Consider the following 22240-nt stretch of genomic DNA (forward strand, 5'->3'; position numbering starts at 1 on the left):
GCGGGCTCGGTGAGGCGGGTCTGTGGCCGTGCAGTTCTCGCCTCAGCGCGTATCGTCGTCCTGCTTCTCTCCATCGCTCGGCGGCTGCAGGCCGGGGCTGTTGGCCCAGCGGTCCTCGATCACCCGCCGGTGGCTCGGCCGCAGTGTCGACGGACCACCGGGCTCCTGCGACAATTTTCGGGGCAGCTTGACCTGTTCTGGCATGGCGAGGCTCCAGAGCTGGGCGGTGTGCGGGCCATTCGCAGCGCTCGCTACGCAAGGCGTGGATCGCCGGTCGCAACGAAAGCGCGAAGATTATTTGCGGTCTGCCGGCTTCGCTGGCGCTGCGACCGGCGCCGTGGGAGCAGCCTGCTCCCACGGCGCCGGCAGGATGACCCGCGCCGGCGGCAGGTTCTGCGCGGCGCGCTGCACATTCGCATTCGCCGGCCGCGGCTCGTCGCTGGCGCTATCGGCATGTGCGATGGCAATGGCGATACCGAGCGTCAACGCGATAGATCCAAGTGCCGCGCCGATCGATCCGGCGGACCGCAACATGGCGGACCGCCGCTTGTTCAGGATGGCAAGATGAGATGAGGCCATCACAACTGCTCCTCACGCAATCCAGATCGTTCGAAGCCGTGCGAGACGCGCGCCTCGCACCAAGGCAAATCGTCAGGTCTTGATGTCGGCCGGCAGCTTGCCGCCATTGGCGGCGAGCTTGGCCATCACCTGCTGATGCAGCCAGACGTTCATCGTGGCGGTGTTGTCGGTATCGCCGGTGTAGTGCAGCTCCCTCGCGAGCTCCTTGCGCGCTGCAAGGCTGCTGTCGAGGCCGAGCGCCTTCATCAGATCGACGATCGAGCTGCGCCAGTCGAGCTTCTCGCCGGTGGCCGCGGCGGCCTTGTCGACGATCGCCGCGACGTCGACGGTTTGCGCCGCGGGCGCTGTCGATGCAGCCGACGTCGACGGTGCTGCCGGCGAGGCACCCGGCGCAGCCGTCGTTGTGGTCTCAGCGGCGGTCCCAGCGGTTTTGGCCTGGGCGCCATGGCCGAAGATTGCACCCATGATGCTTCCAAAAATGCTCATGATCTCTCACTCCGTGCGCCCGAGACACCTTCTGCCTCATGGCTGGTTCCAGTGACGGAGCGGACGATAGGCAGGCCATTGGCCGAACGGAAGATGACCATCGTCACTATCGGAGTGTGGGCTGCGTGGTGCACTTTGCGGGAAGAGTGTGCGGCTCGCCAAGCGGCCGCATATCGAGAGCGTTTCATCGTACGCCCCACGTGCGATGAAGTCAGCCGTCCCGGCCCGATTCGCCAGCCCCGAGAAGTCGGGGCGGCTGACACAAACCTGCGCCTAGGTTTCCTGAGCTAAAGCTGACGGCGGCGGATGGTCTGCGCGAGTTCGACAAAGCATTCCGCAATGCCTGTGCCGGTCTTGGCGCTGACCGATTTGACGCTCGACTTCGCGAGCTCGCCGATCGCGCCGGCGCTTCCCGCGGCCTCCGGCAGGTCGATCTTGTTCAACAGCGCCCGGTACGGCCGGCCCGGAAACCGTTCCTCGAAACCGCGGACCAGCTCGACCATGCGGGTCACCGTCTGCGGCCGCGTGACGTCGGACACGATGATGGCGGCGGATGCGCCGGTGACATAGACGGTGTCGAAGATCTGCGTGCCGAAATCGCCGTCGGTGTCCCACAGCACGAGGCGCATCGGATCGCTGCCGTCCGCCGGCACCACGTCATGACTCAGGATCTCGACGCCCAACGTCGATTTGTACTGGCCCTCGAACCGATTGTAGATCAGCCGGTAGAGGATCGACGTCTTGCCGACCCCCATATCGCCGAGCAACATGACTTTTGCGGTGAGCATCAGCGCGACACTTCGCCTCGATAGACCGTCTCGAACGACACCCGGCGGTTGCCGCCGGCGGTGGTGTCGGGCCGGTCAGTGATCGGCATCGTCGCGGCGCGCGACACCAGGATCAGCCGCGACGGATCGACGCCAAGCGCGGTCAGCCTGCGCTGCACCTGCTCGGCGCGCTTGCGCCCCAGCGTCCGGTTGGTGCCTTCCGTGCCGCTCTGGTCGGCGTAGCCGACGATGCGCAGCCTGAGATCGTTGTTCGCCAGCAATCCGGCGAGCTCGCGAAGCTGCTGCTCGGCCTGATCGGCGTCGAGGAATTCGTCGGCGTTGTAAACGAAGAAGATCGCGGTGGTGGCGATGAACCGGTCGAGCCGCCCTGCCGGACCGTCGACGACCGACTGCAGCTTGACGACCTGTTCGCCCAACTTCGCGTACTGCTCGCCGAGCTTGTCATATTGCGCGTTCAGCGCGGCATATTTCTGGTCGCCCGACTGGGCCTGTGCGCTCATCGCCTCGCGCATCTGGTCGAGGCTCGCCTGCAGGCGCGCCATGCTCTGCTGCAGGCCCGCGATGCCGGCCTGCGATGCCGCGACCTGCTCCGGTGCGGACACCAGGCCGATGCGGTTGACGATCCTGTACGGCGCCGTCGCGGCTGCGAGCGCGTCGAGCAATGGCGCGGTCTCCAGCTGGCTGGGCTCGATACCCGAGACCGCCACGCTGCGGCTGCCGTGATCGAAATCAAGCCGAACCGGGAACGAGGCCAGCAGCGGCTGCTTGGCGGCGAGCTGCTCCAATGCCGCGTGGGTCCGCCGCTCCAGCAGGCTGCGCGTCAGCGACGTCATGGCGAGCCAGAGCAACAGCGCGGCCACCGCCGCGAGCAAGGCGATCAGGATGACCTTGCCGCGCCGGCTCGCGATCCTGCGCGGGGTGTCATCGGTTTCGATCGACGCGGCGAGCGTGGCGAGCATCGGCCCATCGCAATCCGCGCCGCGGTCGATGCGCTCGATCGCATCGAAGAACAGCGAATTGATCCTGGCATTGTCGGCGGGACGCAGCGGCCCGAGGCACTCCGCCGCCAGGATGAAGCGGGGCGAGGCGCGCAGCGCGAGCTGCCGCCCGCCGAAATCGAGCGTCTGCAGATTGCCTTCGCCGGCGAGCGCCTGCACCGAGAATTCCAGGATCGCCGCGACCATCGCACTGAGCAGGTCGGCGCGTTCGTCGTCGGTGGCGTCGCGCTTCCAGTCCGCGATCAGGCGGCCATTGCCGCGCTCGATGATCAGCAGGCGGTTGACGCGCGGCGGGTTGTCCGCGAGCACGAATTCGCTGATCGGGCGTCCCGTCACCAGCGACTTGACGCGCCCCACCCACAGCTGGGCCGAGGTCAACGCATTGATGCGCTGCTCGAGCGAGGCAACCAGTTCCCGAAACGAATTCGCAACCGCGGCGCTGACCAGCCGGCCGACGATCGGATAGAGCGCCTCGATCATCTGCTCGCGCGAATTCTTGATCTCGCTCCGGATCGCGGAGACCACGACCGGCGCGATCGCACTGGCAAGCTCGCGCGGCCGGTTGACCTCGGCGCGCTCCAGCGCCTCCACCAGGATGCCGGCGGTTGCCGTCTCCAGGCGGTCGGCGTTGCCGACATATCGCTGCAGCGAGTCGAGGTCGGCCTCCAGCGACGTCAGACGCGTCGCTTCGGGCTGAAACAGCAATGTCTTGAGCTGCTCGATCTCGCGGTTCTGGCCGGCAGCAGCTGCCATGCTAATTGCCCGAGCGGCCCGATCCCAATCCGCTGATCGCAGCGCCGAGCTGGGTGATGGCCGCACCGACATCCTTCAGCGAGTCGAGGCGCTTCTGCTCGGTATCCCGCTCGAGGTCGGAGAGCCGCGCCTGTAGCGCGGTGAGCTCGTTGGTGAAGTCCGCCTGCATCTGCTTGAGCTGCGCCTGCATCTCCTCGCGCAGACCCGAGAGGTTGGTCTCGAGCGAGCGTTGCGCGCCGCCGAACAGCAGATCGCGGACCTGATCGATCGCCGCCATGCCATGCGCCGCCGGATCCACGCCGTTGCCGGCCGCCGGAGCGTTTGCCAGTCCATCGGTGGTCTGGCGCTCGATACCCTTCATGGTCATTCCCTGCTTATTACTCATGGCCGCGCAATCCGGACGTGCAGTGTCAAAAAGCAAATCCGGAACAATCCTATAGCCAATTTTACGGGCGCGGCCCAGAGAAAGGCGAGCAATCTCAGCCGGATCAACCGCGTAGTTGTGCTGCTTGGGGCAATTATTTCTAGTAAGTTATTGCCTTTATTGCCAGTTCCGTACGGTTCTTGACCTGGCATTTCTCCAGGATCGTGCTGACGTAGTTCTTCACGGTTCCTTCGGCCAAATGCAGCCGTTCACCTATCTCGGTATTGCTCTTGCCCTCGACGATCAGCGTGAGAATTTCATTCTCCCGCGCCGTCAGCCCGTCGCGAACCGGCAGCTTCGCCGAGACGCGCGGGCCGCGCAGCCGCTTGAACTCGTCGAGGATGCGCGCGGCGACGCTCGGCGACAGCCCGGACTGGCCGTTGATCACGGCGCGGATCGTGCCCGCGATCTCCTCGATCCTGGCGTCCTTCAACAGATACGCCTTGGCGCCCGCGCTGACCGCCTCGAAGATCAGATCGTTGGTCTCGAACGTCGTCAGCACCACGATATGGGTCTGCGGCAGCTCGCGGAGAATCCGCTGGGTCGCGGCAATGCCGTCGACCCGCGGCATCTGCAGGTCCATCAGGATGACGTCCGGCCGATAGCGCCGCGCGAATTCGATGGCCTGCTCGCCATCGGCCGCACCAGGCAGGATCTCGAAATCGTCGTTCTGCTGGGCAAGCAGTGTCGCGATACCTTCCCTGATCAGCGTCTGATCCTCGGCGATCAGCACCCGTACCTTCTCAATCCTGCTCACGGGCTTCCGTCATCCTCTCGAAGGTCTTCTCGCTCCAAAGCATGATCCGATCGAATCGGATCATGCTCTTATCCTCTTGTTGGTCGCGTTTACTTTACGCGAACCGGTAGCCACTTTGCTCGAAAAAACGCGCTCAATGCGCGGGCCGTGACATCAATCAGCCAGCACGCCGACAGACGCTGTCGGCGGCACCGCCACGGGCAGCAATATCCGGACCAGCGTTCCCTGGCCAGGCGCGCTCTCCACCGCGCAGCTTCCGCCGACAAGTTCAGCAAATTCGGCCATGCCAATCAATCCGAAATGTCCTGGAGTAGGCTCTGCGGGATCGAAGCCGCGGCCGTCATCGCGGATCTCGACAACGAGCTTGCGGCCGACCGCGGCCGGCTCGGCGAAGGCGTGAAAGGAGACGCGGCGCGCCTGGGCATGTGCCTGAACATTGCGCAGCGCCTCAGAGAGGATGCGTTGAACGGTCAGACCGCAGTCGCGCAAGCCGGGCCGTGCCTGCTCGTCGATCTGGATCGAGACCCTGACGCCGCTGCGTGCGGCGAAATCGCTCAGCAGTCCCTCGACATCGGGATCAAGCTTCAGATCGTCGGGCGTGCGCAGACGATCGATGGCTTCGCGGGCACGCGAAAGGCCGCTCGCCGCCGCGTCTTCCGCGGTCGCAAGACTGTCGGCCACGCGTGCGGGATCGGCCGACAAATAGTGCCTGATCAGCCGGATCTGGGTCAGCAACGCCACGATCGAATGCACCAGCGTATCGTGCAGATCGCGCGCCAGCCGCAGACGGGTCCGCGCCAGCGAGGCAAACCGCACCTCGGCGCTCGCCGCCTCGAGCTGCTGCTCCATCAGCCGCCGTGCCCGGCGCTCGCTGCCGAGCAGCGTTTCGACCTGACGGCCCGCGAAGTCCGGCATGGCGATGACGAAATAATGCGACTGCGCGCCATTCCACCGCACCACCGCCGTTATCGGCTGCGTGATCCCCGGCGAGGCGCCACGCACACCGGCGAGCGCGATCATGTCACGCTGGCCCTCGGCCAGTGCCGCCAACTCGGCTTCCATGCCGACCAGCAGCATGCACTCGCAGCAATCGACGCCGATGGCGGGAAGCCATTCGACCAGCCGCCCGATCTTGCGATGCATGCGTCGGTCAGCAGCGATGACGGCGAGACCGATGACATCGGCTTCTGCGGCCGCAAGCAAATCCGCGCTCAGATCGATCATGCGTTGCCCATCAGCTCAGCGAGCAGCCCACTCTGGCGTAAGCCGGTGGCGGCCGCAAACGAATATGACTTTCGTCACAACCGATCCTGACTTTCGTCAGATGCCGCAACCGCACGAAATGCGGTTGTCTCTCAACTATGAGCAACGGCGCAATCCATGATGTGCCACTTGCCGTCGCCGATGGCGACGCCAGCCGGGCTGTGCCCTTGCAGGGCCGCGCCGGTCGACCGGAGCTTGAGCTGACAATGAGGGCCGCGCCACGAAAATCGTCGCGCATCGAGCTGCGTATGTTGGCGGAAGCAGAGAAGCCCGCACGGCGCCGGCGCCTGAGTGCCACCCAGAAGGTGGCGTTGCAGGAGGCTCTCGCCGGCCGCCTGCAGCTCTATCCGCGCGGATATGCCGCGCGCAAGACCGGGCCGTTCCACTCCCGGCGTGCCATTCTCGGACTGGTGCGCGCCGGCCTGATGAGCCTCAGCGCCACGGCGCGTTATGCGGCCGTGACCAAGCGCGCGCGGGAAATTTATGCAGCTCCGACGGCGGACGGCGTGGTCCAGGGCGCGATGAGTTCAGATTGAACCCTCATCGCGCCCTGGGCTCCTGTCTGCGCACGATCTCCGCGCAAACGCGTTCCGCGTTTGTCGCGAGGGAAAACCGCGATGCACTTTGCGCTAACGCGGCCCGTCGGGTCCGGATCATGCTTCTCGTTTGAGCATGATCTGTTCGGAAAACCGCTATGCACTTTTCCGGATCATGCTTAGCCCTTGAGCGCGGTCACCACCACCTCGATCAGTGCGCCGCCGCCGAGATCGGCCACACCGACCGTTGCCCGCGCCGGCAGATTGTCGCCGAAGAATTCGGTCCAGATCGCGTCCATCTCCTTTTTCTTCGACAGGTCGGTCACGAAGATCGAGGCGCTGACAACGCGCGAGGGGTCCGTTCCGGCCTGCTTCAAATAGCCCGTGATCTTGCCGAGGATGTTGCGGGTCTGCTCGCCCATCGAGACGCTGGTGTCGTCGGCGATGGTGCCGCCGATGAATACGAAGCCGTTGGCTTCGACGGCGCGATGCATGATCGGCGTGCGGATGCTGCGGGTGATGGTCATGATGTCCTCGTCTTCAGGGTTGGGAAGTCTGGAAGCGCTCGATGCCGAGATCGCCGATCCGGGTCTGGGTGCCGCCATTGGCGATCAACTCCGCCATTACCGCGCCGGCGGCGGGACCGAGCTGAAAGCCATGCAGCGAAAAGCCGAACTGGTGATAGAGCCCCTTGTGACGGGCACTCGGCCCCAGCACAGGCAGCTCGTCCCTGGTGCGCGCCTCGATGCCGGCCCAGGCGCGCATGATGGTCGCGGCACGCATCACCGGGAATAGCTCGAACACGGTGCGCGCACTCACCGCAAGGCTGTGCCAGTCGAGCACCGTCTCGTTGCGGTCCTGATCCGGTATTGCCAGATGGCCGCCGCCGATCAGCACCGTGCCATTGGCGAATTGCTTGAACGACAGCTTGCGGCCACGCAGGATCACGACGGGATCGATGAAATGCGGCACGCGCGAGGTGATCATCAGCATCGGCGCCACCGTCTCGACCGGAACCGGCTCGCCGAGACTGGCGGCGATCCGCCCGGCCCACGCGCCGGCGGCGTTGACGAGCACCGGCGCGGCGTAGCTGTCGGCACCGACATCGACATGCCAGAGCCCGTCATGCTGGCGGATATTGCTGGCGGCGACGCCCTCGCGCACGGTCGCTCCGAGCATCTCGGCCTTGCGCCGAAACGCCGTGGTGGTCTGCGCCGGATTGGCCGCGCCATCGCGCGGTGAGACCACGCCGCCGGGACAGCTGTCGGCCACCGCAGGCACCAGCCGCCGCAGCTCCGTTGCGTCGATCAGCTCCTCATGGGTGAAGCCGAGCGCGTTCAACTCCGCAACCCGGGCGCGGCACGTTTCCAGCTCCGCGGCGTTCTCGGCGACCAGCACCTGGCCATGGCTCTCGAAGCTGCAATCGTCGTCGACCAGCTGCTCGATCCGCTCCCATATGTCCATCGAACGAATGGAGAGCGGAATCTCGGCGACATGCCGTGCGAGTTGCCGGACCCCGCCGGCGTTGACGCCGGAAGCGTGGCGTCCGGCATAGTCCTTCTCGATCAGCACCGGCTTCATGCCGGCCAGGCACATATGAAGCGCGGTCGAGCATCCGTGGATGCCGCCACCCACGATGATGGTATCCGCAAGCTTCGTCATCCGCGCACCACCGCTTTGACGTCGGCCTCGGTCCGCGGCATGGCCGCGAGCTCCGCCAGCGTGATCGGCTTCACCGGCGCGCGTAGCCGGTAGTAGCCGATCTCCTGCGGGCTCTTGCCGCGCGCCTCTGCCATCAGCTCGGTGACGGTGAGACCGCAAAGACGCCCCTGGCAGGGACCCATGCCGGTGCGCCGATAGGCTTTGAGCTGGTTCGGACCGGTCGCACCGATGGCGACGGCATCGAGAATGTCCTTGGCCGTCACCTCCTCGCAGCGGCAAACGATCGTGTCCGCCGACGGGATCCGGAACTGGCGCGCCGGACGGAACAGCACGTCGAGAAAGGCGCGGCCGCGTTCGGCCTGCGCCAGCGCCGTCTTGAGCAAATTTTCGGCGGTGAGTTTCGCCGTGGCGGCAGGCGCCAGCGCTTCGACCGCGGCGCGCGCGGCGATGCGGCCACGCGCCACCGCAACGTTGGCGCCGCCGATGCCGGCGCCGTCACCCGCGATGGCGATGCCTGCGACCGACGTGTTGCCGTCGGCATCGAGCACCGGCGACCAGCAGAGCTGGCGGTCATCCCAGCGGTGCTCGATCCCTGCCGCCATCGCCAGATTGACGTTGGGCACGACGCCCTGATGCAGCAGCAGCAGCTCCGCCGGAATGGTCTCGCGCCGCCCGCCGGCGACATAGCTCACGCTGGCAAGCTGGCCATCGCCGGATGCAACGAGCTCGCTGACGCCGGTGACGACGGGGACCTTCGCCTTCACCTCGCGCATCATCGCGAGCCCCTTGGCGAAATAGGGCGACATCAGGAATCCCAAGGCGTGAGGCAATGCCGCAAGATAATTGCGGCGTTCCGTCGTATCGAGGATGCGATCGATCCGGCCGCCGAGCCGCAGGATCTGGGCCGCCAGCAGCCACAGCAGCGGCCCCTGGCCCGCGATGACGGTGCGGCCATCAGGCACCAGGCCCGACGATTTCAACATCGTCTGCGCGGCCCCCGCGGTCATCACACCCGGCAGCGTCCAGCCGGGAATTGGAAATGGCCGCTCCAGCGCGCCGGTCGCGAGAATCACGCGCCTTGCCTCGACGAAGGACGACGTGCCGCCGACCGAGACGGCGAGCTCGAGATAACGATCGAGGCTCCAGACGGTCGCGCGGTGAACGATCTCGGCGCCGCTCGACTGCACGTCCGCAACGATATCGGCGCCCGCCCAATAATCGGCCCCCAGTTGCTCGGGCGCCGTCACCGGCGTCGACGCGATGCTGCGCCAGACCTGGCCTCCGGGGCCCGGATTCTCGTCGAGCAGCAGTGTCGACAGGCCGGCCCCGGCCGCCATCGCGGACGCGGCAAGCCCTGCCGGGCCCGCTCCGATCACCACGACGTCATAATTGTCGCGACGAGGCGTCGTGGTCATCGGCCGATCTCCCTCTTGCCCTTCTGGATTTCGATCTGCATGCCCTCAGTGACCGGCACCAGGCAGCCCTGCCGATTGCCGACGCCGTCGATGGTGACGAGGCAGTCGAAACAGACGCCCATCATGCAATAGGGCAGCCGCGGCGCACCGTTGACTGCGGTGGCGCGCCGCACGTCGCGGCCAGAGGCCAGCAGCGCCGCGGACACCGTGTCCCCGGCGCGCGCCTCGATGGCGGCGCCATCGACAAAGATCTGCACGCTCGGCCGCTTGTCTTGATCGGATCGTTTGAACATTGGATGCCTCTTCAATGCTGGCCTGCGCGCGGCGCGCCGAAGCGGCGGGCCGAGAACGCCCCCACCAATTCGGGCTCGAGCGCGCCGTCGGCGATCATGCGAGCGACGTCGAAGGCGTGGTTGGATGCCAGCGTCACGCCGGAATGGCAGCAGGCAACGAATGCGCCGGGCGCGCGCTCCGACTGGTCGTAGATCGGAAAGCCGTCCTGCGTCATCACGCGGATGCCGGCCCATGTGCGCACGACGTTGAGGCGTGCGAGATGTGGGAACGTGCGCTGCGCGCGATCCGCCATCACCGCACTCACCGCATGATTGACCGCGCGATCATCGAGCTGCTCCTCGCGGCTGTCGCCGATCATCACCGTGCCCTCGTCGGTCTGGCGCACGGTGGTCAGCGGGTGCGGCAGGAACGGCACGGTGCGCTCGGTCACGACGATCTGTCCGCGCGTCGGCTCCATCGGCGCATCGAGGCCAACCATCGGCGCCAGATTCTGATTGGCGTTGCCGGCCGCGAGCACGACTTTTGCCGCGCGGATTTCGCCCTGCGGCGTCGCGAGCCTGAATTCGCCGCCCTCGCTGACGATCGCGGACACCGGCCGCTCCGGCAGATAGTCGACGCCGAACAGTTTCATGCCGGTATGAAAGGCGCGGAACGTGCGCAGCGAATTCACGTGACCGTCGAGCGGACAGAAGCTGCCGCCCGAGACTTCGGGACCGATCAGCGGCAGCATCTTCTTGACTGATGATGCCGACAGCATCTCCATCCTGTAGTCGGCCGCGCCGACCTGGTTGTGCATGCGCGTGACGAGCTGGCCGCGCTGCGCGAACTCGTCCTCGCCGAGCGTCAGATGAAATCCGCCATTCTGCTGCAGGGCGACGTCGAGGCCGGTCTGGTCCTTCAATTCGGCCGCGAGCCTGCCCCACGCTTCCGATGCCCGCACCGTCCAGCCGGTGTAGGCCGGCATGCCGAGCCCCTTGCTCTGCACCCAGACCAGCGCAAAATTGGCGCGCGAGGCGCGTTTGGCGATATCGCCTTCGTCGAGCACGGCCACCGTCTTGCCGAGCCGGCCCAGCCCCCAGGCAACTGCGGAGCCGAGCAGGCCGCCGCCGACGACCGCGACGTCATAGTCCTTGTGCATAGGTTCTCCTATCGCCCCGGATCGCTCTTGCCGGCGAGCACGCGGTCGAGCCCGTAGAAGCGGTCAAGCAGGATCAGCGCCGTCATGGTGATCGCGATCACGCTCGCGGATACCGACGTCACCAGCGGATCGATGTTGTCCTGGATGTAGAGGAACATGCGGACCGGCAGCGTCTCGGTGCCGGGCGCGGCCAGGAACACGGTCATGGTCAGATCGTCGAAGGACTGGATGAAGGCCAGCGCCCAGCCGCTGATCACGCCGGGCAGGATCAACGGCAGGGTGACGCGGCGAAACAGCGTCCAACCGCCGGCGCCGAGCGAGACCGCCGCCATCTCGATCGAGCGGTCCATGCCGGTTGCCGCGGCCAATGTCAGGCGCAGCGCGAACGGGAACACCACGATCAGATGGGCAACCAGCAGCGCCGCAAAACTCCCGCCCATGCCGATCGAGGTGAAGAAGCGCAGGAAGGCGATGCCGAGCACCACATGCGGGATCATCAGCGGCGACAGGAACAGCGCCACCAGCGCGTCGCGGCCGCGAAACCGGTAGCGTGCGATCGCCAACGCCACCGGCACCGCGAACAACAGCGCGACGAAGGACGACAGCATGCCGAGCCCGAGACTGACCCAGAAGGCGTGCACGAATTCCGGATAGTTCGCGATCGCCCTGAACCAGCGCAGCGAGAAGCCGTTGGTCGGCAGCGACAGGAAGCCCTCGGGCGTGAAGGCGACCAGGCAGACCACGACGATCGGCGCCAGCATGATCACAACGAAAATGGCGTGGAAGGCGAGCGCCAGCGGGCCGTTGGTTCTCATCGGAACACCTCGGCATAGCGCCGCTCGATCAGGGCGTTGCTGCCGACCACAATCAGCGCCAGCGCCACCAGCAGCAGCACCGCGACCGCCGCACCAAGCGGCCAGTTCAGCGTGTTGAGGAATTCGTCATAGGCAAGCGTCGCCGCGACCTTGAGCCTGCGGCCGCCGATGATAGCGGGCGTGGCGAATGCGCTGGCCGACAGCGAGAACACGATGATCGCCCCCGACAGCACGCCGGGAATGATCTGCGGCAGGATGATGCGCCGGACGATGGTGAAGGCACCGGCCCCGAGCGACATCGCGGCATTCTCGATCTGCGGGTCGACGCGCTGCAGCGCGACCCAGACCGAGAGCACCATGAACGGCATCATGACATGGGCCAGCGCTATGACGACGCCGGTTTCGGTGAACATGAAGGGCAGCGGCGCGTTGATCACCCCAAGCGACATCAGGAGCTTGTTGACGAGCCCGTTGTTGCCGCCGAACAGCAGCGCCCAGCCGAGCGTGCGCGCCACCACCGAGATCAGCAGCGGGCCGAGGATCAGCAGCATGAAGAAGCCCTTCCAGCGTCCGCTCATGCGGTTGAGGATGTAGGCCTCCGGCGCGCCGAGCACGGCGGTGATCAAGGTCGCCAGCAGCGCGATCCGGAATGTCCGCCAGAACATCTCCGCGTAATAGGGATCGCTCGCGATCTCGCGCCAGTTCTTCAGGATGAAGACCGGCTCGATGCCCTTGTATTGGCCCCAGTCGTGAAACGAGAGCATCACGGTCATGGCGAGCGGGATCACCAGCACGCCGACGAACAGCATCAACGCGGGCGCGGACAAGAGCCACGGCGCGCTTGTTGAACTCTGGCCGGACGATGCCGCAACGGCTCGCGGCGCGGTGTCGACAGCGCTCATGCGACGCCTCCACTCGGGCGCACGCTCATGTCCTCCGGCCGCCACGCCAGGAGAACCGCCTCGCCTTCGGCCGGCTGCGGCTTGCCGTCGTTCTGACGGACCACGAGCGCGGGCCCGCATTCGGTCTCGCACTGGAACAGCCAGTGATTGCCCTGGAAAATCCGGGTGACGATTTTGGCGGCGAGCCCTGCGTCGGCAAAGCTGATGCGTTCTGGGCGAAGGCTGATCGTCACCGGGCCGGCCACAGTCGCCGGTGCCGGCGCATGCCAGGAGCCGGCGACCAGCCGTGCCGGCGTGGCTGTCCGGTCCACGGTCGCGGCAAAATCATTGGTCTTGCCGAGAAACTGCGAGACGAAGGCCGACGCCGGCCGCTCATAGGTCTCCTGCGGCGTGCCGATCTGCTCGATGCGGCCCTGGCTCATGACCACGATGCGATCCGACAGCGACATCGCCTCGTTCTGATCGTGGGTGACCAGGATCGTGGTGGTGCCCAGCGTGCGCTGGATCTGGCGCAGCTCGATCTGCATCTCTTCGCGCAGCTTGGCGTCGAGGTTCGACAGCGGCTCGTCGAGCAGCAGCACGCTCGGCTGGATGACAAGCGCCCGGGCCAACGCCACGCGCTGCTGCTGGCCGCCCGACATCCGCCGCGGATAGCGCTCCTCGAAGCCGGCAAGCCCGACCATTGCGAGCGCAGCAGTCACGCGCTCGGCGCGCTGGCTCCGCGGCACGCGCCGCATCTCGAGCCCGAAGGAGACGTTCTCGGCCACGGTCATGTGCGGAAACAGCGCATAGCTCTGGAACACCACGCCAAGGCCGCGCCTTGCCGGATGCACCGCGGTGAGATCACGCCCCTCGAGCCGGATCGCGCCGCGCGACGGCTCGAGGAAGCCCGCGATCATCTGCAGCGTCGTGGTCTTTCCGCATCCGGACGGACCGAGAAACGAGATGAACTCGCCCTTGCGGACCGCGAGGCTGAAATCGTCGACGACGGTCTTCGAATCGAACTGTTTGGCAACGTGCTCGAGTTCGAGAAAGGACATCGATGTGCTTTCCGGATATTGAAGGAGCCGGGATTGATGGCGCGGGCGAGAGGCGGCTTGCGCCCGAGGTCAGCGCTCGACCTCGCGATTCCAGCGCTTGGTCCAGTCCTCGCGCTTCTCGTTGATCGCCGTCCAGTCGGGATTGTAGAGCTTCGCCGCGCGCTCGCCGATCGGCGCCATCTTGCCGAGCCCCTCGGGGATCACCAGCGATTTCAGCACCGGCCCGTAGCCATATTCCCTCAGCAGCACGAGCTGGATCTTCGGATCAAGCAACATCTTGATGAAGGCGCCGGCGAGCGGCGATGCGTTCGGCTTGGCGATCGGGCAAGCGGTCGTGAGCAGCGTAGCGGCACCTTCCTTCGGGTAGACGAAGTCGACGGGGAAGCCGGTGCTGGCAAAACTCTGCACGCGGCCGGTGCCCCATACCGCGAGCACAGCCTGGCCCGACTGGAACAGCTCGGTCATCTTGCCCGGCGACGGCTCATAGGCCAGCACGTTCGGATTGATGTCGTTCTTGAAGATCTTGAAGCCGGCGTCGACATTGGCTTCGCTGCCGCCGTTCATCCGCGCCAGCATCAGCAGCGCTTCCAGGCCGTAGGTGTTGTTGATCGGCGGAATGACGAGCTGCTGCCGGTACTTCGGATCCTTCAGATCATTCCACGATGTCGGCGGCGCCCAGCCCTTCTCGGCAAACACCTTGGTGTTGTACATCAGGCCGGTGGCGACGATGCCGATCGCCACCGCGCGGTCGTCCTTGAAGCGCGCGGTGTCGTAGAGATCGACGTTGGAAAGACCATCGAGCTTGCCGCAGAAGCCAAGCTGGATCGCCTGGTACATCGGACCGTCGTCGACGATCGCCACATCGATCTGCTGGTTGCCCTTCTGCGCCTGCAACTTGGCGAGCGTGTCGGTCGAGTTGCCGGCGACATATTGAACCTTGACACCGTTGGCCTGCTCGAACGCGGGGATCACCTCGTCGCGCATCGTCTTCTCGTACGAGCCGCCGTATCCCGCGACGTAGAGCGTCGTCGGCTGGGCCGAGGCCTGCGACGACACCGAGACCAGCGCCGCGAGGCTGGCTGCGCACAGAAGGCGAAGAGTCTTCATCGTCCAAGCTCCCATTTCGCTGCGCAGCGGCGTCCCGGCAGTCGATGACCGGGAGGCCGGCGCGTGTGGTTGGCCTTGCGCCCGTTCAAAGCCCGAGCCGAGCGATAAAACGGTATCTAGAAACCGCCAACGTCCTTTCAGCCATTCCAATCTGCTGAAAAAACATGCGGCATCCAGACTTGATGAAAAAGATCGCAGCCCTCGCTTTCGCCGTCCAATGAATAATGACAGGCTCCATATGCCGAAATATTATGAAGGACGAACAAGGTGGCGCGGATCAATCCACGGCAGGTCGAGGCCTTCAGGGCCATGATGCTGACCGGCAGCGTGACCGAGGCGGCCAAGCTGATGGCCGTCACCCAGCCGGCAGTCAGCCGATTACTCCGTGATTTCCAGGCGCTGCTGAAGATGGAGCTGTTCGAGCGGCGTGGCAGCGGGCTGGTGCCGAGCACGGCGGCCACGGCACTTTATATGGAGGTCGAACGCTCCTTCGTCGGCCTCGAGCGCATCACCGCGGCCGCCGAAGAGATCCGCAGCCGCCGCACCGGCACGCTGCGAATTGCCGCGCTGCCTGCGCTGTCCAACGGCTTCCTGCCACGGCTCACCGGACATTTCCTGAAAGAGCGGCCCAATTTCAACCTCGCCTTCTTCGGCGTGATCTCGCCGATCGTGATCGACTGGGTGCTGAACAATCAATGCGACATCGGCTTTGCCGAGGCCCCGATCGCGCATTCCGGTCTGCCATGCGTGCGGATGCCCGCGCTGCCGCGCGTCGCCATCCTGCCCGCCGGCCACCGGCTCACCAGCAAGGCCACGCTCGAGCCGGGCGATTTCGAGGACGAAACGTTCATCTCGCTATCGGCCGGCTCGACCGGCCGCCACCTCATCGACCAGGCCTTCAGCCGCAACGATGTCCGCCGGATCCTGCGCGTCGAAACGATGCTGTCGGTCATGTGCGGACTGGTCTCGTCCGGCCTTGGCGTCGCGCTCTGCGATCCGTTCACGGCGCGGGAGTTCGAGAGCCGCGGCGTCGTGGCGCGCCGCTTCCTGCCGCGGATCGATTTCGAATTCGCCGCGGTGTTTCCCCCGCAGCGGCGCCCCTCGCCCGTCGCGCTCGAACTGGTGGAAACCCTGCGGCAAGCGCTCGTTGCGCTTGACGGCGAAACCGCGACCGGCATGGGCTAATCACGGAATTATGAAGCTTAACTGCTAAGATCAACTTTACAGTTTACCTTCGCATCTACTATCGACTTCGTATGAGCAATTCACCCGCCCGCACCGGCTCAGCGCGCACCTCCGCGCTCGCCGAAGACCTTCGTTTGCTGATTGGCACGCTGAAGCGCCGGCTTCGCGAGCAGGGCCAGCGCGAGGATCTGCCGCCGTCCCAGGTTGCGGTCCTGCTTCGTCTGGAAAAGAACGGCCCCGCGACCGTGTCCAGCCTGGCGCGATCGGAGGGAATGCGTCCGCAGTCGATGAGCTCGGCGATCGCAGCGCTCGAGGCCGCGGGCCTGGTCCGCGGCGCGCCCGATCCGGACGACGGAAGGCAGACCATCATGTCGCTCACCGAGACCTGCCGCGAGCGGCTGCGCACCGGCCGCGCGGCGCGGCAGGACTGGCTCTCGCGCACCATCGCCGCGCGGCTGTCGCCGCGGGAGCAGGAAGAGCTCGCCGCCGCCGTCGGCCTGCTGAAACGGCTGGTCAACGATTGAGACTGGCCGCGCCGATCGCGGAAAACATCCGCTGGACAAGGAAACGATCATGGCACTGACGACGCTCGATCCGATCACCGCGCTCATCGTCGTCGATCTGCAACGCGGGCTGGTCGGCTCACCCTTCATGCATCCGTTCGGAGACGTCGTGGCGCGGACCTGCGAGCTCATCAGCGCATTCCGGCAGCGCGGACTGCCGATCGTGCTGGTCAATGTTGACGGCGTTGCGCCGGGACGCACCGAGCGGCCGCGCGCTGGTGGACCATTTCCCGACGGCTGGACCGACCTGATCCCGGAGCTCGAGCGGCAGCCGGACGACATTGTCGTGACCAAGCGGACATGGGGCGCGTTTGCGAGCACCGATCTGGAGAACCAGCTGAGAGCCCGCGGCGTCACGCAGGTCGTGATCGCCGGCGTCGCGACCGGCACCGGCGTCGAATCCACCGCCCGGCAAGCCTATGAGGCGGGCTTCAACGTCACGCTGGCGACCGACGCGATGACCGATGCGCGGCCGAACGCGCATGCCTACAGCATCGAACACGTGTTCCCGCGGCTCGGCGAAGCCGGCTCGACGCAGGCGATCATCGACCTCCTTGAAAGGACCAACGCGCATGAACTGGCTTGACCTCGTCGCCTACTTCTTTGGCGGCGCCTTCCTCACCAATGCCATCCCACACGTCGTCGCCGGCATGATGGGCGAGCCGTTCCAGAGCCCGTTCGCGAAACCGCCCGGCGAGGGCCTGTCGTCATCATCAGTCAACATCGTGTGGGGCTTCTTCAACCTCGCCGTCGGATATCTCTTGGTCTGCCGCGTCGGCGACTTCGGCCTGAGGACCACCAGCGATGTCGCGGCGCTCGGGCTCGGAGGCCTCCTGATCGGCCTGTTCCTGGCGCGGCGGTTCGGACGGTTTCACGGCGGCAATGAACCGCACCGAACATGAGACGCGTCTTTCGATCGCTGGCGAGCTTCAACTACCGGGTCTGGGCCGCCGGCGCGCTGGTGTCCAACATCGGCACCTGGATGCAGCGCGCCGCCCAGGACTGGCTCGTCCTCACCCAGCTCACGCAGCATAGTGCATCCGCCGTCGGCATCGTGATGGCGCTGCAGTTCGGACCGCAGCTGCTGCTGATGCCGTGGACCGGATATGCCGCCGATCATTTCAACCAGCGCAAGCTTCTGATGGCGACCCAGGCGACGATGGGCGCGCTCGCGCTGATGCTCGGGATTCTCACCGTCACCGGACTGGTGCAGCTCTGGCACGTCTATGTGTTCGCCTTCCTGTTCGGCTGTGCCGCCGCGCTCGATGCCCCGGTGCGCCAGACCTTCGTTGCCGAGCTGGTCAGCGACACCAACCTCTCGAACGCGATCGCGCTGAACTCGACCTCGTTCAACGCCGCGCGGATGATCGGCCCCGCGGTTGCCGGCCTCATCATCGCCTCCGTCGGCACCGGCTGGGCCTTCCTGTTCAACGGCGCGTCCTTCCTGGCGGTGCTGACGTCGCTGACCCTGCTGCGCACCTCCGAGCTGCGCCCGAACGCGCGGGCCCATCGCACCAAGGGCAGCGTCATGCAGGGCTTCCACTATGTGTGGTCGCGCCCCGATCTCCGGGCGACGCTGATCATGCTGTTCCTGATCGGCACCTTCGGACTGAACTTCCCGATCTTCATCTCGACCATGGCGGTCGGCGTGTTCCACACCGATGCGCGCGGCTTTGGGCTGCTGTCGTCGATAATGGCGCTCGGAACCATGTCGGGTGCGCTGCTGGCCGCAAGCCGCGACCAGCCGCGCTTCGCCTCGCTGATGCTGGGATCGGCGATCTTCGGACTGGGCTGCACGCTGGCCGCGCTGGCGCCGAGCTATTGGCTGTTTGCCGCGGCGCTGGTCGTGATTGGCGTCGCCGCGCTGACCGTCACCAACACCTCGAACGCGCTGATGCAGCTCTCGACCGAGCCCGCGATGCGCGGACGGGTGATGGCGCTGCGGCTCGGCGTGGCGCTCGGCGGCACGCCGATCGGCGCACCGATCGTCGGCTGGGTTGCCGATCACCTCGGCCCGCGCTGGGCGCTCGGGGTCGGCGCTGCCGCCGGCTTTGCCGCCGCGATCGTGGCGATCACTTTCCTGTCTCAACGGGATGTCGAAGCAAGCGACCTGCCGCCCGCGGTGAAGCGGTAGGCAGTTCGGTCAAGCCGACGCCTAAAATCACAAAATGACCTCGATCAGACGGGGACCGCGATCCTTCATCGCACTGGCGAACTGGCTCGCGAATTCCTCGACCGAGGTTGCGCGGCTTGCCTCTACGCCCATGCCGGACGCAAGCTTGACCCAATCAAGCTCGGGATTGTGCAGATCGAGCATCGAAAAGGCCTTGGGTCCGGGATCGCCGGCTCCGACCCGCCCGAGCTCGATGTTGAGAATCGCGTAGGAGCGGTTGGCAAAGATCACCGTGGTGACGTCGAGCTGCTCCCGGGCCTGCGTCCACAACGCCTGCAGCGTATACATCGCTCCACCGTCACCGTGGAGACAGACGACCTTCCGGTCCGGGCAGGCGACCGCAGCGCCCGTGGCGAGAGGGATACCCTGTCCGATCGCACCACCGGTCAGCGTCAGATGATCGTGCGGCGCGATATTGGCTGCAAACCGATGCACGCCGCCGCCTGCCGTCGCACCTTCGTCGGAAATGATGGCCCCATCAGGAAGATAATGGGCGATGACCTGTCCGGCCGTGCGCGCATCAAGCGGACCGGCCGGAATATCCGGCTTGTTCAATGCGCCGACGTGCAGCGGCCGACCTGCGGCCTTCACTGCGTCGGCAAGGGCCTCCAGGGCGACGACGCCATCCTCATGCGCGTGGGCGAGATGGACGATCCTGCAATTCTCGGGCGTGCACCAGGACGGCTTGTTCGGATAGGCGAAGAAGCTGACGGGAGGCTTGGCGCCGACCAGGATGAGCTGCTCCGTCCCGCTCATGAACTCGACGATCTGCTCGGCGAAATAGGGAATGCGTTCGACCTGCACGCGGCCGGCTCCGCGCTGGCAACGTGGCGCAAAGGTATCGCAGGCGATCCGTGCGCCGGTCGCCGCGGCGATCCGACCGGCTGCGTTGAGCCCGCGCTCCTTCAGCGCGGCTCCGCGGATCAGCATCATGGTTTTCTTGCCGGATCGGAGCGCGGCCGCAGCCTGGTCGATCGCCTCAGTCGAAACCTCTGCCGGCATCGGCTTCGGCAAGGCCGGCGCCGGGCGCTCAGCTTCCAGCCAGGCGGTGTCGGCGGGCAGGATCAAGGTCGCGATCTGACCAGGATATTGCAGCGCCGCCTCAACGGCACGAGCTCCGTCCGCAGCGACGGTCTGGGCGCTTGCCGACGAATGCACCCAGGCCGAGACCGGCCGTGCGAAGCCATGGACGTCGGAAGCGAGCGGCGCGTCATATTGCGCGTGATAGGTCGCGTGGTCACCGACGATATTGAGGATCGGTGTCGCCGCGCGGCGCGCGTTATGGAGATTGGCCAGTCCGTTCGCGAGGCCCGGCCCGAGATGCAGCAGCGTCGCGGCGGGCTTCTCTGCCATGCGACCATAGCCGTCGGCCGCGCCAGTCACCGCGCCTTCGAACAGGCCAAGCACGACCCGCATGCCCTTGACCCTGTCGAGGGCTGCGACGAAGTGCATCTCCGACGTGCCGGGATTGCCGAAACAGACCTCGACCCCCGATTCGACGAGCGTCCGCAAAAGACTCTCCGCGCCGTTCATGCCGCTTCTCCGTCGTACGGTTGATCGCCTGACTCGTTATGATGTTCCCATCTGGGCGTTCGGTTCCGTCTTGTCAGACGAAGGCGCTCAATCCCGTGATCGACTTGCCGACGATCAGGGTGTTCATCTCGCGCGTGCCCTCATAGGAATAAATCGCCTCGGCATCGGCCACGAAGCGGCCGATATGGTTTTCGAGCAGGATGCCGTTGCCGCCGAGCAGCTCGCGCGCATAGCCGACCGTCTCGCGGCATTTGACGGTGCAGAATGCCTTCGCCAGCGAGGCGTGCTCGTCCAGCATCACGCCCTCGTCCTGCATTTGCCCGAGCCGCAGCATCATCGCCTGCGTCGCGGTGACGTTGCCGAGCATCCTGACCAGGAGATCCTGCACCAGCTGGAAGCCGCCGATCGGCCTGCCGAACTGCTGCCGCTCGGTCGCGTAACGCAGCGCATGCTCATAGGCGCCCATCGCGCAGCCGACCGCGAACCACGCCACCCCGGTGCGGGTCATGCGCAGCACCTTGGCGGTATCCTTGAAGGTGTTGGCGTTTTGCAGGCGGTCCGCCTCGGGCACGCGGCAATCCTTCAGGGTGATCAAGCCGTTCTGCACCACGCGCAGCGCCATCTTGGTCTTGATCTTCTCGACCGAGAAGCCGGGATTGTCCTTACCGACGACGAAGCCCTTCACCTGGTTGGAGCCTTCTTCGCGCGCCCAGATCACGTTGATGTCGGCGAAGGTGGCGTTGCCGATCCACTTCTTCTGGCCGTTGAGGATCCAGACGTCGCCCTCGCGCCGGCAGGTCGTCAGCATCCCGCCCGACGTGGCGGAGCCGACCAGCGGCTCCGTGAGACCGAACGAGCCGATCTTCTCGAAGCGCATCATCGCCGGCAACCAGCGCTGCTTCTGCGCCTCGTCGCCGCACAGATAGATCGAGCCCGCCGAGAGCCCGGTGTGGACGCCCCAGAAGGTCGCGACCGAGGAATCGACCCGCGCCAATTCCATCGCGACAAAGCCGTTCAGGAGCCAGCTGCCGCCGGCCGCGCCGTAACCCTGATAGCCGACGCCGCCGATGCCGATCTCGGCCATCTTCGGGATGATCGCGAACGGAAATTCGTCGCGCGCCCAGAACTCCTCGATCACAGGCGCGACCACGCCTTCGGTGAACTCGCGCACGCGCCGCACCAGCGCGCGTTCCGTCTCGTTCAGGACCTTGGCAATCCCGTAGAAATCGCCATTGATCGGCGGCGGCGCGTAGTCCGGCTTGGCGGCCCGTGTTGCCTGCGCGTTTGCCATGGTGTCCTCCCTGATGCTTGGCGATGTTTCGCCTTGATATCTCGCGCTCCCGGCAGAACGCGACGTCCTGCCGGGATTCGTCGTGTCGTGACGTCAGGTCGGCTTGTTCGGACGGACGCTGCTGCGGAACTCCTCAAAACTTTCCTTCATGCGGTCCTGGATGATCTTGACCGCGTCGGTGGTCGACTGCCGCGCGGTCGACGCGCTGTCCTGGGCGCCCTTCACCGCAATATCGAACATCTTCCGCGCGAATTCGGTCTGCAACGCGAGGTTCTCGTGGACCTTGCCAAGCGGCTTGTATTCGCGCGCCAACGTCGAGGCCTCGCGCAGCCCGGCCTCCAGCACCTCGCGCTGCTTCTGCGCCACCGATTGCGCGCCTTGCGCCGCGACCTTCGCGCTCTGGCCGAGCGCTTCGAGGTTCTTCTTCTGGGCCTGCAGCAATTCGTCCACGTTCAGCTTCGGCAAGCCGAGATCACTACCGAACTTCCGCAGCATATCGATATATGAGCTGTTATCCGTCATGATGTCCTCCCTGTGG

The 22240-nt window shown here is 65.9% G+C and carries 26 protein-coding genes; 6 read left to right on the forward strand and 20 right to left on the reverse strand.

Features of this window, described 5'->3' with window-relative positions; all coding sequences use genetic code 11:
- Window positions 1-42 precede the first annotated feature (42 nt).
- From K359_RS63515 to K359_RS0132995, 8 genes are all read right to left on the reverse strand, one after another.
- The gene (locus K359_RS63515) at window positions 43-204 is read right to left on the reverse strand and encodes a hypothetical protein (RefSeq protein ID WP_165127456.1); all 162 of its coding nucleotides are present in this window, start codon (window positions 202-204) and stop codon (window positions 43-45) included.
- Between the two features lie 90 nt (window positions 205-294).
- Window positions 295-579: a hypothetical protein gene (locus K359_RS0132965; RefSeq protein WP_029083131.1), complete on the reverse strand. Its 285-nt coding sequence runs from the start codon at window positions 577-579 to the stop codon at window positions 295-297.
- Between the two features lie 72 nt (window positions 580-651).
- Window positions 652-1065, reverse strand: a complete 414-nt coding sequence (locus K359_RS0132970; protein WP_029083132.1) for a DUF3597 domain-containing protein — start codon at window positions 1063-1065, stop codon at window positions 652-654.
- A 287-nt stretch (window positions 1066-1352) separates the two neighbouring features.
- Window positions 1353-1853 (reverse strand): Rab family GTPase, encoded by a 501-nt coding sequence (locus K359_RS0132975; protein ID WP_029083133.1) that lies wholly within the window; start codon window positions 1851-1853, stop codon window positions 1353-1355.
- Window positions 1853-3604 carry an OmpA family protein gene (locus tag K359_RS0132980; RefSeq protein WP_029083134.1) on the reverse strand — a complete coding sequence of 584 codons (1752 nt, stop codon included), beginning with the start codon at window positions 3602-3604 and terminating at the stop codon, window positions 1853-1855. The genes K359_RS0132975 and K359_RS0132980 overlap by 1 nt, the downstream gene beginning before the upstream one ends.
- A gap of 1 nt (window position 3605) precedes the next feature.
- Window positions 3606-3989, reverse strand: a complete 384-nt coding sequence (locus tag K359_RS0132985; RefSeq protein WP_245284796.1) for a hypothetical protein — start codon at window positions 3987-3989, stop codon at window positions 3606-3608.
- Window positions 3990-4128: 139 nt separating this feature from the next.
- A complete protein-coding gene (locus K359_RS0132990) occupies window positions 4129-4785 on the reverse strand; it encodes a response regulator transcription factor (RefSeq protein WP_029083136.1) in 657 nt (218 codons plus the stop codon).
- 153 nt (window positions 4786-4938) lie between these two features.
- Entirely contained in the window at window positions 4939-6009 is a 1071-nt protein-coding gene (locus K359_RS0132995; RefSeq protein ID WP_084518585.1) for a sensor histidine kinase, read from the reverse strand.
- A 287-nt stretch (window positions 6010-6296) separates the two neighbouring features.
- Here K359_RS0132995 and K359_RS0133005 point away from each other — a divergent pair, with 287 nt between their 5' ends.
- Window positions 6297-6584: a hypothetical protein gene (locus K359_RS0133005; protein ID WP_245284797.1), complete on the forward strand. Its 288-nt coding sequence runs from the start codon at window positions 6297-6299 to the stop codon at window positions 6582-6584.
- Window positions 6585-6763: 179 nt separating this feature from the next.
- Here K359_RS0133005 and K359_RS0133010 read toward each other — a convergent pair whose 3' ends face one another.
- The 9 genes from K359_RS0133010 to K359_RS0133050 form a co-directional block, all read right to left on the reverse strand.
- Window positions 6764-7111, reverse strand: coding sequence for a RidA family protein (locus K359_RS0133010; protein ID WP_029083139.1), 348 nt, complete (start codon window positions 7109-7111; stop codon window positions 6764-6766).
- A 13-nt stretch (window positions 7112-7124) separates the two neighbouring features.
- Window positions 7125-8246, reverse strand: a complete 1122-nt coding sequence (locus tag K359_RS0133015; protein WP_029083140.1) for an FAD-binding oxidoreductase — start codon at window positions 8244-8246, stop codon at window positions 7125-7127.
- Window positions 8243-9661: an NAD(P)/FAD-dependent oxidoreductase gene (locus K359_RS0133020; RefSeq protein ID WP_029083141.1), complete on the reverse strand. Its 1419-nt coding sequence runs from the start codon at window positions 9659-9661 to the stop codon at window positions 8243-8245. Before K359_RS0133020 ends, K359_RS0133015 begins: the two co-directional genes overlap by 4 nt.
- Entirely contained in the window at window positions 9658-9954 is a 297-nt protein-coding gene (locus K359_RS0133025) for a (2Fe-2S)-binding protein (protein ID WP_029083142.1), read from the reverse strand. The genes K359_RS0133020 and K359_RS0133025 overlap by 4 nt, the downstream gene beginning before the upstream one ends.
- Before the next feature lie 11 nt (window positions 9955-9965).
- Window positions 9966-11093: an FAD-binding oxidoreductase gene (locus K359_RS0133030; RefSeq protein ID WP_029083143.1), complete on the reverse strand. Its 1128-nt coding sequence runs from the start codon at window positions 11091-11093 to the stop codon at window positions 9966-9968.
- Window positions 11094-11101: 8 nt separating this feature from the next.
- Window positions 11102-11908 carry an ABC transporter permease gene (locus K359_RS0133035; RefSeq protein WP_029083144.1) on the reverse strand — a complete coding sequence of 269 codons (807 nt, stop codon included), beginning with the start codon at window positions 11906-11908 and terminating at the stop codon, window positions 11102-11104.
- Entirely contained in the window at window positions 11905-12810 is a 906-nt protein-coding gene (locus tag K359_RS0133040; RefSeq protein ID WP_029083145.1) for an ABC transporter permease, read from the reverse strand. Before K359_RS0133040 ends, K359_RS0133035 begins: the two co-directional genes overlap by 4 nt.
- A complete protein-coding gene (locus tag K359_RS0133045; protein ID WP_029083146.1) occupies window positions 12807-13850 on the reverse strand; it encodes an ABC transporter ATP-binding protein in 1044 nt (347 codons plus the stop codon). Before K359_RS0133045 ends, K359_RS0133040 begins: the two co-directional genes overlap by 4 nt.
- A 69-nt stretch (window positions 13851-13919) precedes the next feature.
- The gene (locus K359_RS0133050; protein ID WP_029083147.1) at window positions 13920-14957 is read right to left on the reverse strand and encodes an ABC transporter substrate-binding protein; all 1038 of its coding nucleotides are present in this window, start codon (window positions 14955-14957) and stop codon (window positions 13920-13922) included.
- 267 nt (window positions 14958-15224) lie between these two features.
- Here K359_RS0133050 and K359_RS0133060 point away from each other — a divergent pair, with 267 nt between their 5' ends.
- The 5 genes from K359_RS0133060 (at window position 15225) to K359_RS0133080 (ending at window position 18839) form a co-directional block, all read left to right on the forward strand.
- Window positions 15225-16142 (forward strand): LysR substrate-binding domain-containing protein, encoded by a 918-nt coding sequence (locus tag K359_RS0133060; protein ID WP_029083148.1) that lies wholly within the window; start codon window positions 15225-15227, stop codon window positions 16140-16142.
- Window positions 16143-16213: 71 nt separating this feature from the next.
- Window positions 16214-16666 carry a MarR family winged helix-turn-helix transcriptional regulator gene (locus K359_RS0133065; protein ID WP_029083149.1) on the forward strand — a complete coding sequence of 151 codons (453 nt, stop codon included), beginning with the start codon at window positions 16214-16216 and terminating at the stop codon, window positions 16664-16666.
- Between the two features lie 49 nt (window positions 16667-16715).
- Complete coding sequence (locus tag K359_RS0133070) at window positions 16716-17291, forward strand: isochorismatase family protein (RefSeq protein WP_029083150.1); 576 nt, start codon at window positions 16716-16718, stop codon at window positions 17289-17291.
- Window positions 17278-17607: a hypothetical protein gene (locus K359_RS0133075; protein WP_029083151.1), complete on the forward strand. Its 330-nt coding sequence runs from the start codon at window positions 17278-17280 to the stop codon at window positions 17605-17607. Before K359_RS0133070 ends, K359_RS0133075 begins: the two co-directional genes overlap by 14 nt.
- Window positions 17604-18839: an MFS transporter gene (locus K359_RS0133080; protein ID WP_029083152.1), complete on the forward strand. Its 1236-nt coding sequence runs from the start codon at window positions 17604-17606 to the stop codon at window positions 18837-18839. Before K359_RS0133075 ends, K359_RS0133080 begins: the two co-directional genes overlap by 4 nt.
- A 27-nt stretch (window positions 18840-18866) precedes the next feature.
- Here K359_RS0133080 and K359_RS0133085 read toward each other — a convergent pair whose 3' ends face one another.
- The 3 genes from K359_RS0133085 to K359_RS0133095 form a co-directional block, all read right to left on the reverse strand.
- The gene (locus K359_RS0133085; protein WP_029083153.1) at window positions 18867-20411 is read right to left on the reverse strand and encodes an acetolactate synthase large subunit; all 1545 of its coding nucleotides are present in this window, start codon (window positions 20409-20411) and stop codon (window positions 18867-18869) included.
- Between the two features lie 73 nt (window positions 20412-20484).
- The gene (locus K359_RS0133090) at window positions 20485-21702 is read right to left on the reverse strand and encodes an acyl-CoA dehydrogenase family protein (RefSeq protein ID WP_029083154.1); all 1218 of its coding nucleotides are present in this window, start codon (window positions 21700-21702) and stop codon (window positions 20485-20487) included.
- 93 nt (window positions 21703-21795) lie between these two features.
- The gene (locus K359_RS0133095) at window positions 21796-22224 is read right to left on the reverse strand and encodes a phasin family protein (RefSeq protein ID WP_029083155.1); all 429 of its coding nucleotides are present in this window, start codon (window positions 22222-22224) and stop codon (window positions 21796-21798) included.
- Window positions 22225-22240 lie beyond the last annotated feature (16 nt).

Source organism: Bradyrhizobium sp. th-b2 (assembly GCF_000426785.1).
Lineage (GTDB): Bacteria > Pseudomonadota > Alphaproteobacteria > Rhizobiales > Xanthobacteraceae > Bradyrhizobium > Bradyrhizobium septentrionale.